We start from the raw sequence: 15,583 nt of genomic DNA, 5'->3' as shown, positions 1-15,583 counted from the left end.
ACTAATATCACAGATTTTGGAGGAAAGTTTTTTATGAAGATTTTGATATTCGGGGCAGGTGTTCTTGGAAAAAGGTATTGTGATGTATTCCTAAAATCCTCTGTAGAAAATGAGGTTGTTTGTTTCATTGACAATGATACAAACAAGCATGGTACATCATTAGAAGGTATTCCTATAATGGGACCGGAAGCAATTAAGGACCTTTATTTTGATAAGGTGGTTATTGCTAATGCATCGGCAAATGAAGTAAAGTGTCAGGTTGAAGAGATATTAGGTGATGATAAATATAAAATAGAGACTCTCTCCGTTCCCCATGTACAGGCAAGAGATAACTGGCTTAAGGATTATGCAGGTCTTATTTACGATCGGAATATCCAAGGCAATATTGCAGAAGCAGGTGTTTTCAGGGGAGATTTTGCTGCAGTCATTAACCGAAATTTTCCTGATAGAATGTTATATCTTTTTGATACTTTTGAAGGTTTTCCACCAACTGACGTGGAGATAGACAATCAGAAAGAAAAATCAGTAGCTGTAAGCGGGCATTACAGCGCTACCTCCGAAGCACTTGTTATGAGTAAAATGAGTCATTCAGAAAACTGCATTATACGAAAAGGCTATTTTCCTGAAACTGGAAAAGGTATTGAAGATAAATTTTGTTTTGTGAACTTGGATCTTGATCTGTATCAACCGACACTAGAAGGATTAAAATATTTCTGGGATAAAATGGTCCCGGGAAGCATTATATTAATACATGACTTTTTTGCACAAGACTATCCGAATGTAAAAACAGCAGTTTATGATTTTGAAGAATACATAGGGAAACAATTAACAATGACACCAATTGGAGATTCTCTTAGTATTGCTGTCGCAGTGGATATTTGAAAAGTAATTATTACCTCATAATAAATTATGTATTTTTAACTGCTGTTTCGGTTTCTTTGATCCGAAATCTGACAGAATTTTTTAATTTTTTTTAACTAATTCCGGCTGAGATTGATATATATTTCAGCCGGCTTTTATTTTTACCAGTGGAGACAAAGGCAAATGCACTTTTATTTGTCAAAACAACCATTATTCAAGTCAATAGATTTCAGATATAGGACAGTGATAAACTGAGTATATTATAATAAATGTTTGGTTTTTCCGGCATACATTATTATTGTACGTTTTTTACATATCTCCATACATCATGTATCACCCTCCCCCTTGAACATCATTTGAAAAATTCAGTTATAAAAAATCCTCGCAACCCCTTTCAATGATTTCTTCTTCTCCCTCTTCTATTTTCTTTACAAACCCCATACTTACTTGTATAATGGAAAACGACACCAATCAACAAATTTCGATATTTTTAGCGTTTCGTTTCAATATAAGTTACAAAGTTTAACAATAGGAGGAAATATAACCGAAAACAATAAGCGTCATTGATTATTCCCGGATTAAGACATAGAAGACGAAGAAAAAGGCTTCAGAAAGACATGAAAACTCTACCGGTTAAAGATCCAACTGGTAATTTTTTACACCTTTTTTCCGGCAAAAGGCAGTTTTATCAGGTATCAGTGGCTGCTGAGCGAAAAATAGTCAAATATTCTTCTTTATAATGACAGAACTTTCTTGACAATTTTTGTAATAAAATGTAAAATAAAGTAGAAAAAATTACAAAAAAAAAACGAATTTGGGAAAAGCTGTCAATATTTAACTGAAATTCAATGGATGAACGGCAAAAATAAGCTTCCCATGCATGATTCAGGAAGTGATAAAAGTGAGGGACAGAGTATGAATTCAATATTTGGAAATAACATTTCCATGGCGGAAAAAACTTTGGATTATCTTTGGTCAAAGCAGAAGATAACCATGAATAATATTGCCAATGGAGATACTCCTGGATATAAAGCCCAATATGTAACCTTTGAAGATGAGTTTCGCAAGCGTCTCATGTCAGGAAGACAGGGAACTTCCAGGGATATCGGCAATATCATAAATAGTTCCAGACACTTTGTCCGGAATACGCAAGATGAGTCAGCCAGAATGGATGGTAATAATGTCAATACGGATGTGGAAAGTGTGGAGCTGGCGAGAACCACCCTTCAATACCAATATGAGCTGAGTGCTTTAAACAGTGAGATAACCAGGCTTCGTACAATGATAAAAGGCTAAAAAGGGAGGTACATAAGATGCAGCAGATGTTTATAACGCCAATGGTTCCCATAAATTCCATAGCGGATATAGGAAGTGAAAAGAAGGTAACGTCCGGACAGACCGGAAGTTCCATGTTTCAGGATATATTTAAAGAGGCGATTCAGAACGTAAAGAGTACAGATGAGAATCTGACTATGCAGGAGTATTTATTATCCACAGGACAGATCGATGATGCACACACGGTACCAGCAGCAGCGGCAAAAGCCCAGTTATCGGCAGAGCTTCTGACAGCCCTTAGGAATAAGGCGCTGGAAGCTTACAATGAGATGATAAGAATTAATATATAAGATAGATAACGGGGCGGACAGGCACGATGGAAAATATTAAAGGATTTTTAAGTAAATTTAGTGACAAAGCAAAAAAGATTATTATTGCTGCTGTTGTAGGCGTGGCTGTTGTGGCCGGCGCGGTAATTATGGCACTGTCCATGCGGGAAAAGCCGTATGAGGTCATGTTTACCAGCGTTGGCAATGAAGAAGCGAAACAAATAATAGGTAAGCTGCAGGAAGAAAAGGTTGATTATCAATATCTAAATGGTGATATTCTGGTGCCGGCAGCCCAGATGGATGTAACCAAGGCTAGGCTGGTATCTGAAGGATATCCCAAAAGTGGCTTTACATATGATGTATTCAAAAACAATGTAAACCTTATGACAACGGACTCAGACCGTCAGACTTTTAAGCTTTATGATTTGGAAACCAGAATCGGGTCTACGATCCAGTTGTTCGATGGGGTAAAGGAAGCATATGTTACCATAGCCCTGGGAGAGACTTCCAAATATGCGTTATCTGAGGATGATGCTCAGGAAGCGAGTGCCCAGGCTGTTGTCGTTATGAAGGATGGAGGGTCTCCCACGGAGGAACAGGCAAAATCCATCCAGCTTCTTATATCAAGAAGCATACCGGGAATGGTTATCAGCAATGTTTCCGTTTTTGACGGCAATGGAAAAGAAGTCTCCACCGATTCCGGAGAAGAGGATATAAATTCCGGGAAGACTGCGGAAGAGATTTCAAAGCTTATTGAAGACCAGATTGCAGCAAAAGTTATGAATGTCCTCGGACCCGTGTATGGAAACGGAAACGTACGGGTATCCGTAAAGGGCACTGTAAATATGGATAAACTGATCCGGGAGAGCACGGTATATAATGTGCCTGAAAAGATCGATGAAAATGACAAGACAGGCCTTACCTCCGAAGAGTCCATATACCGGGAATATTCAGGGAATGGGCAGACTGCTTCCGGTGTGGCCGGGTCAGAAGCGAATGCGGATATCCCTCAGTATAACGCAGGAGGAGCCGCCGGAGATAATAGTGCGTACGGTTCCAGCAGCTTAAACAGAAAGTATCTTTTAAACCAGATCAAGGAACAGGGACAGATAAATCCGGGCAGTCTGGAAAATTTAACGGTCTCCGTAGTCGTAAATGGAAACGGTTTTGGGACCATGACAATCGATGATATCCGGAATCTGGCAGGTAATGCGGCAGGAATTGCCCAGGCAGACCGGGCGGAGAAAATCACTGCCGTTGCAGCACCCTTCTATACCATCGATGTTCCCAAGCAGCCGGATGAACCTGTGGAAACTGGAGCTAATGGCATACTTGTCAATCAATGGATTTTAATCGCTGCTTTGGCCGGAGTATTCCTTCTCCTGTTAATCATTATCCTGGTAGTGAGACATAGGCGTAAGAAAAAAGCTCTTATGGAGAATATGGAAGATCTGGAGGACAGCCAGGAGGATGTACCTATTATTCCGGAATTCACCAAAGAACCGGATGAAGAAAGAGAAATTCTGGTTCCTGAAGAGGACAGAGGTGCGGAACTGCGTGAAAGCGTTCGCGAATTCGCGGAACAGAATCCCGAGATATCGGCCCAGTTGTTAAAAACATGGTTGAACGGAGGAAACAATAATGACAACTAACTTAACGCCTGAGCAAAAAGCGGCAATAGTTATTGTTTCACTCGGTGTGGATAAGGCTTCCAAAATATATAAGTACCTGAGTGAGGAAGATATTGAAAAATTAACCGTCGAAGTGGCTAAGCTGGGACATGTGGAAGCAGACGCTACGGAAGCGGTGTTGGATGATTTTTATAAAACCTGTCTGACACAGAAGGTGGTTACTGACGGCGGCCTGGAATATGCAAGAACAGTTTTGGAAAAGGCGTTTGGAGAAAGCACTGCAAACAGCCTGCTTCAAAAGGTGACTCAGTCCTTAAAATCCAGATCTTTTGGTTTCATCAGAAAGAGCGATTCAAAGAACTTGTTTTCTGTGCTGCAGCATGAGAGGGCTCAGACGATTGCTCTGGTTCTTTCCTATACAAATGAAGAGATGACTGCGCAGCTCATTGCAGAGCTTCCGCCTGAAAAACGTCTACAGGTAGTAGAATCCATAGCCAGGATGGAGAGCGCCTCGCCAGAGGCCATCCGGATTGTGGAAAATGAGATAAAAAAGAAATTCTCCGGCATTCTTACCACCGATTACACCACAGTGGGCGGTATCGACTATATTGCAAACGTTATGAACCATATGGACAGAGGAAACGAAAAGCTTATCTTCGACGAGCTGGGCAGAAAGGATGCAGAGCTGGCAGATACCATCCGCAAGAAGATGTTCGTATTCGAGGACATCATTACGATGGACGACCGTTCGATTCAGCGTTTTATCCGCGAGTGCGATATGAAGGATATGGTATATGCGCTTAAGAATGCGAATAAGCAGATTGAAGATGTGATATTCAACAATATGTCAACCCGTATGAAGGAAAGCATTCAGTCCGATATGGAAGTTACAGTTAATGTCCGCTTAAGAGATGTTGAAGAGGCTCAGCAGAGAATTGTTGGCATTATCAGGCGTCTGGAGGAAGAAGGCGAGCTGATTATCAGCAAGGGCGGAAAGGATGATATCATTGTCTAATATTATTAAAGGCACTCAGCTTTCGGACCGGGTTATGGAGTATGGATTTCATCTGGCGTTTGAAGATATTATGGTAAAGGCGGAACCGGAAGAGCTGATCAATCCCATGGAAGAATCCTTTCAGAAGGAAGCGGAAGAAGAATATCTTCGGGCAGACGAGATATATGAAAATGCGGTAAAGATGGCCAGTGAGATTACGGAAAAAGCCAGGGAAGAGGCAGAAAGAATCCGTGCTGAGGCAAAGGAAGCGGGATATCAGGAAGGATATGAGGAAGGTTTTTCCGAAGGGTCCGAAAAAGCTTATAAAGATCATAAGGCAGAACTGGATCTTCGGATAGAAGAATTCCAGACAACCATGAAAACCACCATTGAACGGGTTACGGAAGAGAAAGACAGAATTCTGGAACGATACATAGATGATTTGAAGAAAATCACTTTGACCATAGCAGAAAAGATCATTCAAACCAGTTTAAAATCCAGCGGAGAGATCATCAAGCGGATGATCGCCGCCGCCGGAAAATTGAAAAAGACTCAATGGGTGAAAATCTATGTTTCCCAAACGGATGCAGGGATGATGATACAAGGTGATGTGGGTCTGTTAAATGAACTGTCTCACATATCGGGGAATATCAAGATCATTGCCATGGATCATGCAGAGGATGGTACCTGTATCATTGAGCTGCCGGAAGAGATCATTGATGTCAGCGTGAATACCCAGATAGAAAATATAAAGGGGATTCTCAATAACGCAAGACTGTAGCAGGAGGTGTCCCCATGTTTAAAGAACTGTCAGATCTCATCATGAAAACTGAGACCATTGATCATATTGGAAAGATTGAAAATATTGTGGGGATGTCGATGGAAGCCTCCGGCGGAAAGGCCAGTATCGGGGACATTGCCTATATTTATAACGAAGACAGGAAAGAGCAGATTCCGGTGGAAGTAGTGGGCTTTAAAGATGATAAAATACAGCTTATGGCCTATGAAAATATGAATGGGATTGCTGCCGGCAGCTTTGTACGCAATACGAAACGCCGATTGAAGATTCCGGTAGGAGATTTTTTAAGAGGCCGGATCATCGATGCAAAGGGAGAACCCATGGATGGAAAGGGTCCCTTTGATTCTTCCCGGTATTATTATGTGGAAAATCCCTATATTAACCCATTGACCCGTCCCCCCATTACGGACAGGCTGGAGTTTGGAGTCAAGGCCATCGATGGTATGAATACCATCGGAAAAGGACAGCGTATCGGAATCTTTGCGGGAAGCGGTGTGGGGAAGAGTACCTTGCTGGGAATGATTGCAAGAAATGTCAAGGCTGACATTAATGTGGTAGCGCTTGTAGGCGAGCGAGGACGAGAGGTCAGGGAATTTATAGAAAAGGATTTAGGACCGGAAGGGATGGAACGTTCTGTCCTGGTGGTGGCTACATCGGACCAGCCGGCCATGCTTCGCATGAAGTGCCCCCTGGTAGCAACCACCATAGCAGAATATTTTAAGAACCAGGGCAAGGATGTGCTTTTGATGATGGACTCTCTGACTCGTTTTGCCATGGCACAGAGAGAAATAGGACTTGCGATAGGCGAGCCGCCGGTGGCAAGGGGCTATACTCCCTCCATTTATGCGGAGTTTCCCAAGCTTCTGGAACGAAGCGGTAATTTTGGTGAAGGTTCCATTACCGGAATTTATACGGTTCTCGTGGAGGGCGATGATACCAATGAACCCATTGCAGATACCGTAAGAGGTATTGTGGATGGGCACATCGTTTTAAGCAGAAAACTGGCAAATGCCAATCATTTCCCAGCCATTGATGTAAGTGCCAGCATATCCCGTCTGATGACGAACATCGTGTCTGAGGAGCATCGAAGGCTGGCATCGGAAATCAGGGACATTTTAAGCATTTATGAAAAAAATGAGGATTTGATTTCCATCGGCGCATACAAAAGCGGTACGAACCCCAAGCTGGATCAGGCCATTGCCAGAATCGACAAGGTAAACCAGTTCCTGTGCCAGGGAATCCAGGAAAACGACAGCTATGAAGATATACTGGTTAAGATGAAAGCAATCTTAGAATAAGCTCTGGAAAGTAGGTTGAAGATGAAAAAGTTTAACTTCCCTCTTGATACGGTTTTAAACTATAAGGACCAGGCGCTGGATAATTTAAAAAGTGAACACGCTCAAATCCTGGCCAGGGTAACCCAGCAGGAGAATAAAATCAATCGGATGGCTGACCAGAGGAATACTGCCTGTGCGAGATTTAAGGAAGAGGCACAGACAGGGATCTCCATCAATGCCATGCGGGAATATGAAACCTATATCACCCATATGGAGAAGAAGATACTCACGGAACAGGGCGTTCTGCTGACCCTTAAAAAGAAAGAGGAACAGAAACGGGCCCAGGTGGTAGAGGCCAGGAAAGAGAAGGTCTCAATAGAAAAATTAAAAGAGAAAAAGCTGATGCTGTATAACAAAGAGGTGCAGCGCAGCGAAGAACTGTTCATTGAGGAATTCGTTTCCAATACCATGTCGGTCCGTAACAGCAGGTGATCCTGACGGAGCAACAAGCTTCGCCAGTTTCCCATATAAATCAGATGCCAGATGGCATAAAAGAAAGGAGGGAAAAAATGGCAGAACTTAAAAACAGCAGCGTAGATTTATTGGTCAGACAGATGCCTGCCGCCCGGAAAAAGGAAGAAAAACCAGTTGATGGATGTTCCGGCTTTAAGACATTGCTCAAAGACAGGAATCAGAAGAAAGAAGACGGAAATGAAGAGGCTAAGGAGTCTGGAAACCTGTCAGAAGGTGCAGCGGCTGAGGCGGCAGCTCTGGTTGCCGCAGGAGCAGTGGAGACACAGAATCCGGCAGACATGCTCCGGCTGATGGGGCAGGGACTGGCCCAGAAGCTGGGGGAAGGTCCTGCGACCGGCAACGTCCAGGGAGTGGCAGAGGAAAAGGGTGAAAAGGAACTGGTCCTGGATCCGTTCCAGACGGTAAACCAGCTCAGATTTCAGAATCTGACAGAAATATCCGGACAGGAGGCTGTATCTGCGGAAGCTGTTACAATCGCTGTTTTACCGGAAGCAAAGGAAAAGATGCCTGGTGCAGATTTGCCAGATAAGATTGGAATGCCGGGAACAACAGACCTTAAAGAATCCTCTGGCCATAAAGAAGCTGCAGACCAGGAAATCTTAGGAAAGACTGATATGCCGGTTTCTGACCAGGAAGGCGGAAAAAAAGTATCGGATATGCAGAGGAAGGGGTTGCCTGAAGCGGTACCAGTGAGAAAAGAGGAAGAGGCAATTCCGCCTGTACAGAGAGAGAAAGTAAAGGTAAATACGGTGTCTGCGGAAAAAGACGATAAAAAGCTGGAAGCAGATCCGGGGATTTTACGGGAAAACTCCTATGAACCCAATCGGCTGCTGCATATTCAGCCCAAAACAGAGGAAGCCGCCTATACAACGGTCAAAGCTGAGAACCTGGATGGTTTGGAGGCAAAGCTGTCCCAACAGATTATAAAACAGATTCATGAAGGCAGAGGAGAGCTGGATGTACAGTTGGAGCCTCATAATCTGGGAAAGATCCGAATCAAGGTATCTTATGAGGATAGTCAGGTCAGCGTATCTGTTCTGTGCTCAGAAAGCAGAACACTAAAGCTGTTATCCCAGTCAGCCGGAGAGTTAGGGTCGATTCTGGAAAACAACCTGGAACGTCCGGTTCAGATTCTGGTGGACAAGCAGGGAGCGGACTACCTGAACAATCAGAAGGAACAGGGGGGCGGACAGGGACAGAACCAGCCTCAGCACGAAAACAGGAAGGAAGAAAGCCATGAGGATTTCATCCAGAAACTGAGACTTGGTATTTTTGAAACAAGTAATACAGAAGACAGTGAAACACGATAGATAAGGAGAGAATAAATGTCAAATGTAGGTTCAGTGAACAACTATAGTTCTCTTATAAACTCGCTCACAGACAACTCAAGCAGCGGTGGGTTGACTACAGACGGTTTTTTCAAGCTTCTGGCGGCGCAGCTTCAGAACCAGGACATGTCAAGTCCCATGGACAACTCGGAAATGATGACTCAGATGACCCAGATCGCCATGATGCAGGCAATGAATAATTTCTCCACTGCCATGGAAGATTTTTCCCAGATCAATACGATAAACTATGGAACTTCCATGATGGGAAAAGAAGTAATGATTGCCGCAGCAGATAAAACCGGACAGATAAAAAAGATCAACGGAACAGTAACCAGAGTGGATATTTTCAGCGGAATTCCGACCATTTACATTAATGATGATGATAAAACAGGTTATTCCATTGCCAATATCATGTCTGTGTATGAAAAGGGACATGCTCCTGCTGAGGATGTTGATAAGGATAAGGATAAGGGCACGGAAACAGGTACAAATACCGATACAAAAACGGAAACCAAGACGGATACCAAGACGGATACAAACGTCGATCCTAATAATGGCACGGATAAGAATCCGTAGTATGGTGCTGAGGGATATGGAGGTGAGGAACTATGATAAACAAAGTCAACCAATATGAAGATGTCAGACAGCTGAAACTGCGGAGTGCGGCGGCAGTATCCCAGTGCGGCAACTGTTTCGGCGATGTACTGAAGAATCGTATTGAAAGTAATCACCAGCTTCAATTTTCACGCCATGCGACAGAGCGTGTCAGTCAGCGCGGAATTGAGATGTCAGAGCCATTTTTAAATGATTTGCAGTCTGCTGTGGAAAAGGCCCGGTCAAAAGGCGCAAAGGATGTGGTTATTATCAGCGAAAAGGGAGCGTTTATCGTGAATGTTCCCAATAACACGGTTGTAACCACCATGTCTGGAAGCGAAATGAAGGAGAATATTTTTACTAATATTGACAGCGCCATCTTACTATAGCTGGACCATTTATGGAGGCTTATCCCGCATGTCCGATTGACTGGGGAAGGATGGCAATTACACAAAAGAAAGGAAAACATATTGTATGGTCAAATCAATGTTCGCTGGTGTGGCAGGTCTCAGGACTCACCAGTCAAAAATGGATATTATCGGTAACAATATAGCAAACGTTAATACATGGGGATATAAGGCTGCAAGTATGTCTTTTAAGGATACCATGTACCAGACCACATCTTCCAGTTCGGGCGGAAGCACCAAGACCGGAGGCTACGGCGGAACCAATGCAGGCCAGGTGGGATATGGAGTTACCACAGGTTCCATTTCTTATGACTTTGGCAAAGGTGGTATGGCTCCATCTGCCAATGGTCTGGATTGTATGATTGATGGAACCGGATTTTTTATCGTTGGTCCTATGATCAATGGAGGCTCACTTCCTCTTGGTGAAGAAGATGCCCTCAAATCAAGCGGTCTGTATCTTTCCAGGGTTGGTAAGTTTCAGGTGGATGGCAACGGATATCTGACGGATGATTCAGGTAATTATGTATACGGCTTTACAAGAACCGGAGACTTGACCGATAGCACCAGCTTCGATACCACCGCCCTGACTCCTCTGAAAATCCCAACGAAGTCTGATATGTCAAAAGTAAGTGATAAGAATGCTACGGATAAAATAGCAGACGCTAAAAAGAAGCTGGAAGAGGCAAGAGCATTATTTAATGCCATGGACGCAGAGCTGGGGAATGCAAGAGATGCTTATATTGCAGCCAATGATAATTATAAGACCAAATATACAGCTGCTGGTGTAGATACAGCTAAGGCAGATATGGATGCAAAAAAGACTGCCATGGATGATGCATACCGGTTATGGCTGGAGGATAAGGATAACGCGGCTGCAAAGACTGATTATCTAGCCAAAAAGACAGATTATGACAAGGCAAACAGTGAATTTATTGTAGCCCAGGCTAATGTTAGGAAGGTGACTGCCCTGGCTGCGGCGAAAGTAACGGAATTAAATGATGCTGTGACGGCTTACACAACGGCGTATTCCGCTTATATCATGTCCGATGCCTCCACAGACCCTAATTATGAGACAAAAAAGACGGCTTATACCACAGCTAAGGCTGCATTGGATAAAATTCAGACAGAACTGTCAAAAATTGAGGATAAATCCCCGGAAGGTCTGCGGGATTCTGCAAAACAGGTAGTTGATGCTGCAACGGCAAAGTTAGCTGCGGCTAAAACAGCGGTAGAAAATGCAGAGAAAACTTTGACAACCGCCCAGAATTCTGCCACTTCCATAGCAGTAGGCAACGCTGGTGCAGATGATACCCTGGCAACCCTCACCAATTATAAGATCCAAACGGATGGTACGGTGGTTGGTACCTCTGAAGAAGGAGTTACCATTGTAGTTGGTAAAATCGCCCTGGCTGGTGTACAGAATACAGGCGGTCTTGAAAAGGACAGCGGCTACTATTACACCCTTGGCGCCAATACTGGGAATGTAAGCGTTTATGAGGGCGGCGGCACAGACGGGCGTATCCTTGGCAATTATTTAGAGCAGGCAAAGGTTGATCTTGCGACAGAAATGACCGAAATGATTACCACCCAGAGAGGGTTCCAGGCGAACTCTAAAATCATTACGGTAACGGATCAGATGCTGGATGAACTGGTTAATATGAAACGGTAATAATATGCTTTTACAGTAATACGGGGAGGCGTCAGCCGCCTCCCCGGACTTAAGGAGAGAAAGCTATGATTCGTTTAACAAGGCTGAATGACGAGGAATTTGTTATTAACTGCGGACAGATTGAAAGGGTTGAATCCATTCCGGAATCAAATATAATATTGGTCAGCGGAAAGCACTATGTGGTAAAAGAAAGTATAGATGAGATCATAAACCGAGTGATCGAATATAATGCCCGAATATATGCATGCGCGCAGAGAATGAAAGTTTAATCCAGGCAGTGCCTGGGCTATGGGAGGTTATTCATGGATATATCATTGATTGTTGGATGGGTATTGGGAATTGTTTTGATTATTTACGGAATAGGGCTTCAGAAGATGGGAAATTTCATCGACATACCCAGTGTAATTATCGTTGTCGGAGGAACAATCGCAGCTTTGATCGCCAGTTACCCATTCAAGGTTCTCGCACAGGTTCCGAAACATATCGGGATCATGCTCAGTCCTAAAAAGTACAATGCGGAAAAAGTCATTGACACCTTGGTGGAGATGGCTAAGACGGCCAGAAAGAAAGGACTCCTGGTTCTGGAGGAACAGGCGAATGGTATCAAGGATCCCTTTCTCAAGCAAAGCATTATGCTGATCGTGGATGCAATGGATGCAGAAAAGATCCGGGAAATGCTGGAAAGTGAAGTAGCAGCCATGTCTGAACGTCATGACCAGGATGTGAGCATGTATGAAAAAGGCACATCAGTAGCACCTGCCTTTGGTATGATCGGAACCCTGGTAGGACTGGTAAACATGCTGAAGAGTATGAATATGGATAGCGGGAGTGCAAACAGCCTGGGCGCTGACATGTCGGTTGCTTTGATCACTACTTTTTATGGCTGTGTTCTGGCTCACCTTTTGTTTGGACCAATGGCTAAAAAGCTTCGTATCCGGAATGATGAAGAACTTTTGTACAAGCAGATCATTATCGAAGGAGTCCTGTCCATTCAGGCAGGCGACAATCCGAAGTATTTGGAAGAGAAGCTTTTATCCTATCTCTCCCAGGGGCAGCAGAATAAGATCATGAAAAAGAAATCCGGCAATACCGGAAGAGAAGACGCAGCAGCGTCATAAGCCCTTTGGATTTCGGGCAGTTACTTAAAACAGGGAAACAGGTGGTTGTATGATAAAGAAAGATAAGAAGCCGGAAGAGCTTGGAAGCTGGATGGATACATATGGAGACATGGTTACATTGTTGCTGTGCTTCTTTGTCCTTCTGTATTCTATGTCCTCCGTTGACCAGAGCAAATGGAAGCTGTTGGTGCAGAGTTTTAATCCCAGCGCCTTAGAAGAATCGGATCAGGTTGTATTGGATGCCAAGGTGACGGAAGGTGAGGGAAAGCTGACCGGCGGCATTCCCGATGACGGCGGAGGAGCTACTGATTTCGATGAACTGTATCTGGTCTTAAAGCAAATCGTTGAGGACCGGAATATGCAGGACAGTGTAGAAATTACCCGTGGGGACGGCTTCACATTTATATCATTTCGTGATAAAGTATTTTTTGACGGAGACAGTTCGGTTCTCCGCCAGGAAGGAAAAGATGTTCTGACTCAGTTTGCCGCTGCCATGTCGCAGGCAAATAAATCAATAAAAGAAGTTCAGGTATTGGGGCATACATCCCAGGGGGACCCGCAAAGGCCGAATAATATTCGTAATGACAGAATGCTGTCTGCCCAGCGTTCCGCGGAAGTTATTATCTATCTCCAAAGCCAGAATGCAGTTTCACCGGAAAAGCTGGTGGGAATGAGTTTTGGTCAGTTCCGTCCGATTGCCCAGTTTGATACGGAAGAAGGACGGGCCCAGAACCGCCGTGTGGAGATCCTGATCACCAAAAATGATACAGTAGAGAAATCCCTGGAGGAGTACTACAACCAGGTTTACCATAACAATCAGGAAAATACCGGCAATTAAATAATAAGCGGGAGTGAAACAGATGGCTGAAATATTATCTCAAAGTCAGATTGATGCGCTGCTCAATTCCCTGCAGGGAAACAGCGAGCCCATCGAAGAGATTGAAAAGAAAGAAAGCGAAACAAAATACAGGAAGTATGACTTTTACAGTCCGAAGAAATTCACAAAAGATAAACTAAAGATTCTGAAAAGTATCTTTGATAATTATTCCAGAATAGCAGGCTCCCAGATCAATAGTTTATTCCGTACATCCAGTGAACTGTCAGTCGTTACTGTGGAGGAGCAGAGGTATTATGAATTCGGTAATGCCTTAAGTGATAATGATGTACTGACCTTGGTCAATGTAACGCTGCCGGACAGCTCCAAGAATCCGCCTCTTTTGATCAATGCCAGCATGACACTGATGCTGAGTCTTATTGACCGCATGCTGGGAGGCGTGGGAGATGATACGGCTGTTGACACATCCTATACCTATACGGAAATTGAGATGGCCTTGTATCGCAGGGTGATCCAATATATCATCGGTGCATTAAAGGATTCATGGTCCAGCTATATTAACCTGAATTTTGAATTGTCCAGGCTGGAAGAAAACCCAAGCATGTTTCAGGAAATCGGCGTTGATGAAACGATTGTGATCGTTGTCCTTGATGTGGATATGAAAGAGTGCTCTGGAAGACTCAATGTTTGTATTCCGGGAAATTTACTCATGAACATCTTTGATATCATGGATAAACGGAAGCACAGTGCAATGGGAGACGAAGCCAACAGTCAGGACAATAAGCAGGAGATCATGAACAGCATTAAGGCTTCCGACCTGCTGGTTCGCGCTCAGGTAGGAGAATCGATGATTACTCTCGATGACGTATATAACCTTCATGTGGGAGATGTGATTAACCTGGGCACACCCAAGGATTCTGACGTACAGTTGTATGTAGAGGGCCAGCCATGGTTCAGGGGTCAGTTAGGCGTCCATAAGCGAAATGTGGCGGTACGGATCGAAGATCATGTTGAAACAGGAAATTACCAGACCGGTGAAAGCTGAGTCAGGGATTACATAAAGAATTAAGGATGATAAAAGGAGATGCAAAGAAATGGCGAAAATATTATTGGTAGATGATGCGGCGTTTATGAGAATGATGATTAAGGATACCTTGACAAAGAACGGATATACCGATCTTTACGAGGCTGCCGACGGAGCACAGGCAGTTCAGATGTTTTCTGAAATCAATCCGGATCTTGTAATCATGGATATCACCATGCCCAACATGGATGGACTGGAAGCTTTAAAGGCTATTAAGGCAAAAGCGCCCAATGCAGCAGTTGTTATGTGTTCTGCTATGGGTCAGGAGAGTATGGTAATCGAAGCAATCAAATCCGGGGCAAAGGACTTTATTGTGAAACCTTTCAAACCAGACAGAATACTGAAAACGGTCTCTGGTATTATCGGCTAGGCCCTGCGTTAAAGGAGAGTGCGTATGTCGTTTTTAAGTTCTATGAACATTAGTGCGTCAGCAATGACAGCACAGCGTCTTCGGCTGGATATTGCATCGGAGAACATTGCGAATATTGATACTACAAGGACAGAAGCCGGTGGCCCTTACCGGAGAAAGATGGTAGTTCTTGAAGCCAGAAGTGAAAATAATTTCCGGAGGACCCTGATGAATGCCGCTGGTTTAGGCCGGCAGCAAAGTACCGGGGGCATCAGGGTTTCACAGATCGTGGAAGATGCCAGTCCCTTCAAGTCCGTCTACAGCCCGGAACATCCGGATGCAGATGAAAATGGCTATGTGCAGATGCCCAATGTGGATCTGATTAAGGAGACTGTGGACAGTATGTCTGCAACCAGGTCTTATGAAGCCAACATAACTGCATTTAATGCGATAAAGTTTATGGCTTCCAAGGCATTGGAAATCGGGAAATAAGGCGTGA

18 protein-coding genes are annotated in these 15,583 nt (G+C 43.9%); all 18 read left to right on the top strand.

Annotated features, from left to right (window positions below):
- The first annotated feature begins 33 nt into the window (after nt 1-33).
- The 18 genes from CLOSA_RS17470 to flgC all read left to right on the top strand — a co-directional run bounded on the left by CLOSA_RS17470 (nt 34) and on the right by flgC (nt 15,576).
- Nucleotides 34-882, top strand: a complete 849-nt coding sequence (locus CLOSA_RS17470) for a TylF/MycF/NovP-related O-methyltransferase (RefSeq protein ID WP_013274064.1) — start codon at nt 34-36, stop codon at nt 880-882.
- 894 nt (nt 883-1,776) lie between these two features.
- Entirely contained in the window at nt 1,777-2,157 is a 381-nt protein-coding gene (flgB, locus tag CLOSA_RS17465) for a flagellar basal body rod protein FlgB (RefSeq protein ID WP_013274063.1), read from the top strand.
- Nucleotides 2,158-2,174: 17 nt separating this feature from the next.
- Nucleotides 2,175-2,486 carry a flagellar hook-basal body complex protein FliE gene (locus tag CLOSA_RS17460; RefSeq protein ID WP_013274062.1) on the top strand — a complete coding sequence of 104 codons (312 nt, stop codon included), beginning with the start codon at nt 2,175-2,177 and terminating at the stop codon, nt 2,484-2,486.
- Nucleotides 2,487-2,512: 26 nt separating this feature from the next.
- A complete protein-coding gene (gene fliF / locus CLOSA_RS17455; RefSeq protein WP_013274061.1) occupies nt 2,513-4,117 on the top strand; it encodes a flagellar basal-body MS-ring/collar protein FliF in 1,605 nt (534 codons plus the stop codon).
- Entirely contained in the window at nt 4,107-5,111 is a 1,005-nt protein-coding gene (fliG, locus tag CLOSA_RS17450; protein ID WP_013274060.1) for a flagellar motor switch protein FliG, read from the top strand. The genes fliF and fliG overlap by 11 nt, the downstream gene beginning before the upstream one ends.
- The gene (locus tag CLOSA_RS17445; protein WP_049791682.1) at nt 5,104-5,871 is read left to right on the top strand and encodes a FliH/SctL family protein; all 768 of its coding nucleotides are present in this window, start codon (nt 5,104-5,106) and stop codon (nt 5,869-5,871) included. Before fliG ends, CLOSA_RS17445 begins: the two co-directional genes overlap by 8 nt.
- Nucleotides 5,872-5,885: 14 nt before the next feature.
- Nucleotides 5,886-7,187, top strand: a complete 1,302-nt coding sequence (fliI, locus tag CLOSA_RS17440) for a flagellar protein export ATPase FliI (RefSeq protein ID WP_013274058.1) — start codon at nt 5,886-5,888, stop codon at nt 7,185-7,187.
- A gap of 21 nt (nt 7,188-7,208) precedes the next feature.
- Nucleotides 7,209-7,658 (top strand): flagellar export protein FliJ, encoded by a 450-nt coding sequence (gene fliJ / locus CLOSA_RS17435; RefSeq protein WP_013274057.1) that lies wholly within the window; start codon nt 7,209-7,211, stop codon nt 7,656-7,658.
- Nucleotides 7,659-7,735: 77 nt separating this feature from the next.
- Nucleotides 7,736-9,010, top strand: a complete 1,275-nt coding sequence (locus CLOSA_RS21905) for a flagellar hook-length control protein FliK (RefSeq protein ID WP_013274056.1) — start codon at nt 7,736-7,738, stop codon at nt 9,008-9,010.
- A 15-nt stretch (nt 9,011-9,025) separates the two neighbouring features.
- The gene (locus CLOSA_RS21900) at nt 9,026-9,604 is read left to right on the top strand and encodes a flagellar hook assembly protein FlgD (protein WP_013274055.1); all 579 of its coding nucleotides are present in this window, start codon (nt 9,026-9,028) and stop codon (nt 9,602-9,604) included.
- 32 nt (nt 9,605-9,636) lie between these two features.
- The gene (locus tag CLOSA_RS17420) at nt 9,637-10,011 is read left to right on the top strand and encodes a TIGR02530 family flagellar biosynthesis protein (protein ID WP_013274054.1); all 375 of its coding nucleotides are present in this window, start codon (nt 9,637-9,639) and stop codon (nt 10,009-10,011) included.
- Between the two features lie 85 nt (nt 10,012-10,096).
- A complete protein-coding gene (locus tag CLOSA_RS22740) occupies nt 10,097-11,698 on the top strand; it encodes a flagellar hook-basal body complex protein (protein ID WP_013274053.1) in 1,602 nt (533 codons plus the stop codon).
- Between the two features lie 65 nt (nt 11,699-11,763).
- Nucleotides 11,764-11,967, top strand: a complete 204-nt coding sequence (locus CLOSA_RS17405; protein WP_013274052.1) for a flagellar FlbD family protein — start codon at nt 11,764-11,766, stop codon at nt 11,965-11,967.
- Nucleotides 11,968-12,000: 33 nt separating this feature from the next.
- Nucleotides 12,001-12,816, top strand: coding sequence for a motility protein A (locus tag CLOSA_RS17400; protein WP_013274051.1), 816 nt, complete (start codon nt 12,001-12,003; stop codon nt 12,814-12,816).
- Nucleotides 12,817-12,865: 49 nt separating this feature from the next.
- Nucleotides 12,866-13,654, top strand: coding sequence for an OmpA/MotB family protein (locus tag CLOSA_RS17395; RefSeq protein WP_013274050.1), 789 nt, complete (start codon nt 12,866-12,868; stop codon nt 13,652-13,654).
- A gap of 22 nt (nt 13,655-13,676) precedes the next feature.
- Entirely contained in the window at nt 13,677-14,696 is a 1,020-nt protein-coding gene (gene fliM, locus CLOSA_RS17390; RefSeq protein ID WP_013274049.1) for a flagellar motor switch protein FliM, read from the top strand.
- A gap of 49 nt (nt 14,697-14,745) precedes the next feature.
- Complete coding sequence (locus CLOSA_RS17385; protein ID WP_013274048.1) at nt 14,746-15,105, top strand: response regulator; 360 nt, start codon at nt 14,746-14,748, stop codon at nt 15,103-15,105.
- Nucleotides 15,106-15,129: 24 nt separating this feature from the next.
- On the top strand, nt 15,130-15,576 hold the full coding sequence (flgC, locus tag CLOSA_RS17380; protein WP_013274047.1) for a flagellar basal body rod protein FlgC: 447 nt from the start codon (nt 15,130-15,132) through the stop codon (nt 15,574-15,576).
- The last annotated feature ends 7 nt before the right edge of the window (nt 15,577-15,583 follow it).

The organism is [Clostridium] saccharolyticum WM1 (assembly GCF_000144625.1).
Classification (GTDB): domain Bacteria; phylum Bacillota; class Clostridia; order Lachnospirales; family Lachnospiraceae; genus Lacrimispora; species Lacrimispora saccharolytica.
The sequence above is the reverse complement of the archived record's forward strand: the minus strand, read 5'-3'. Positions and strand labels throughout refer to the sequence as shown.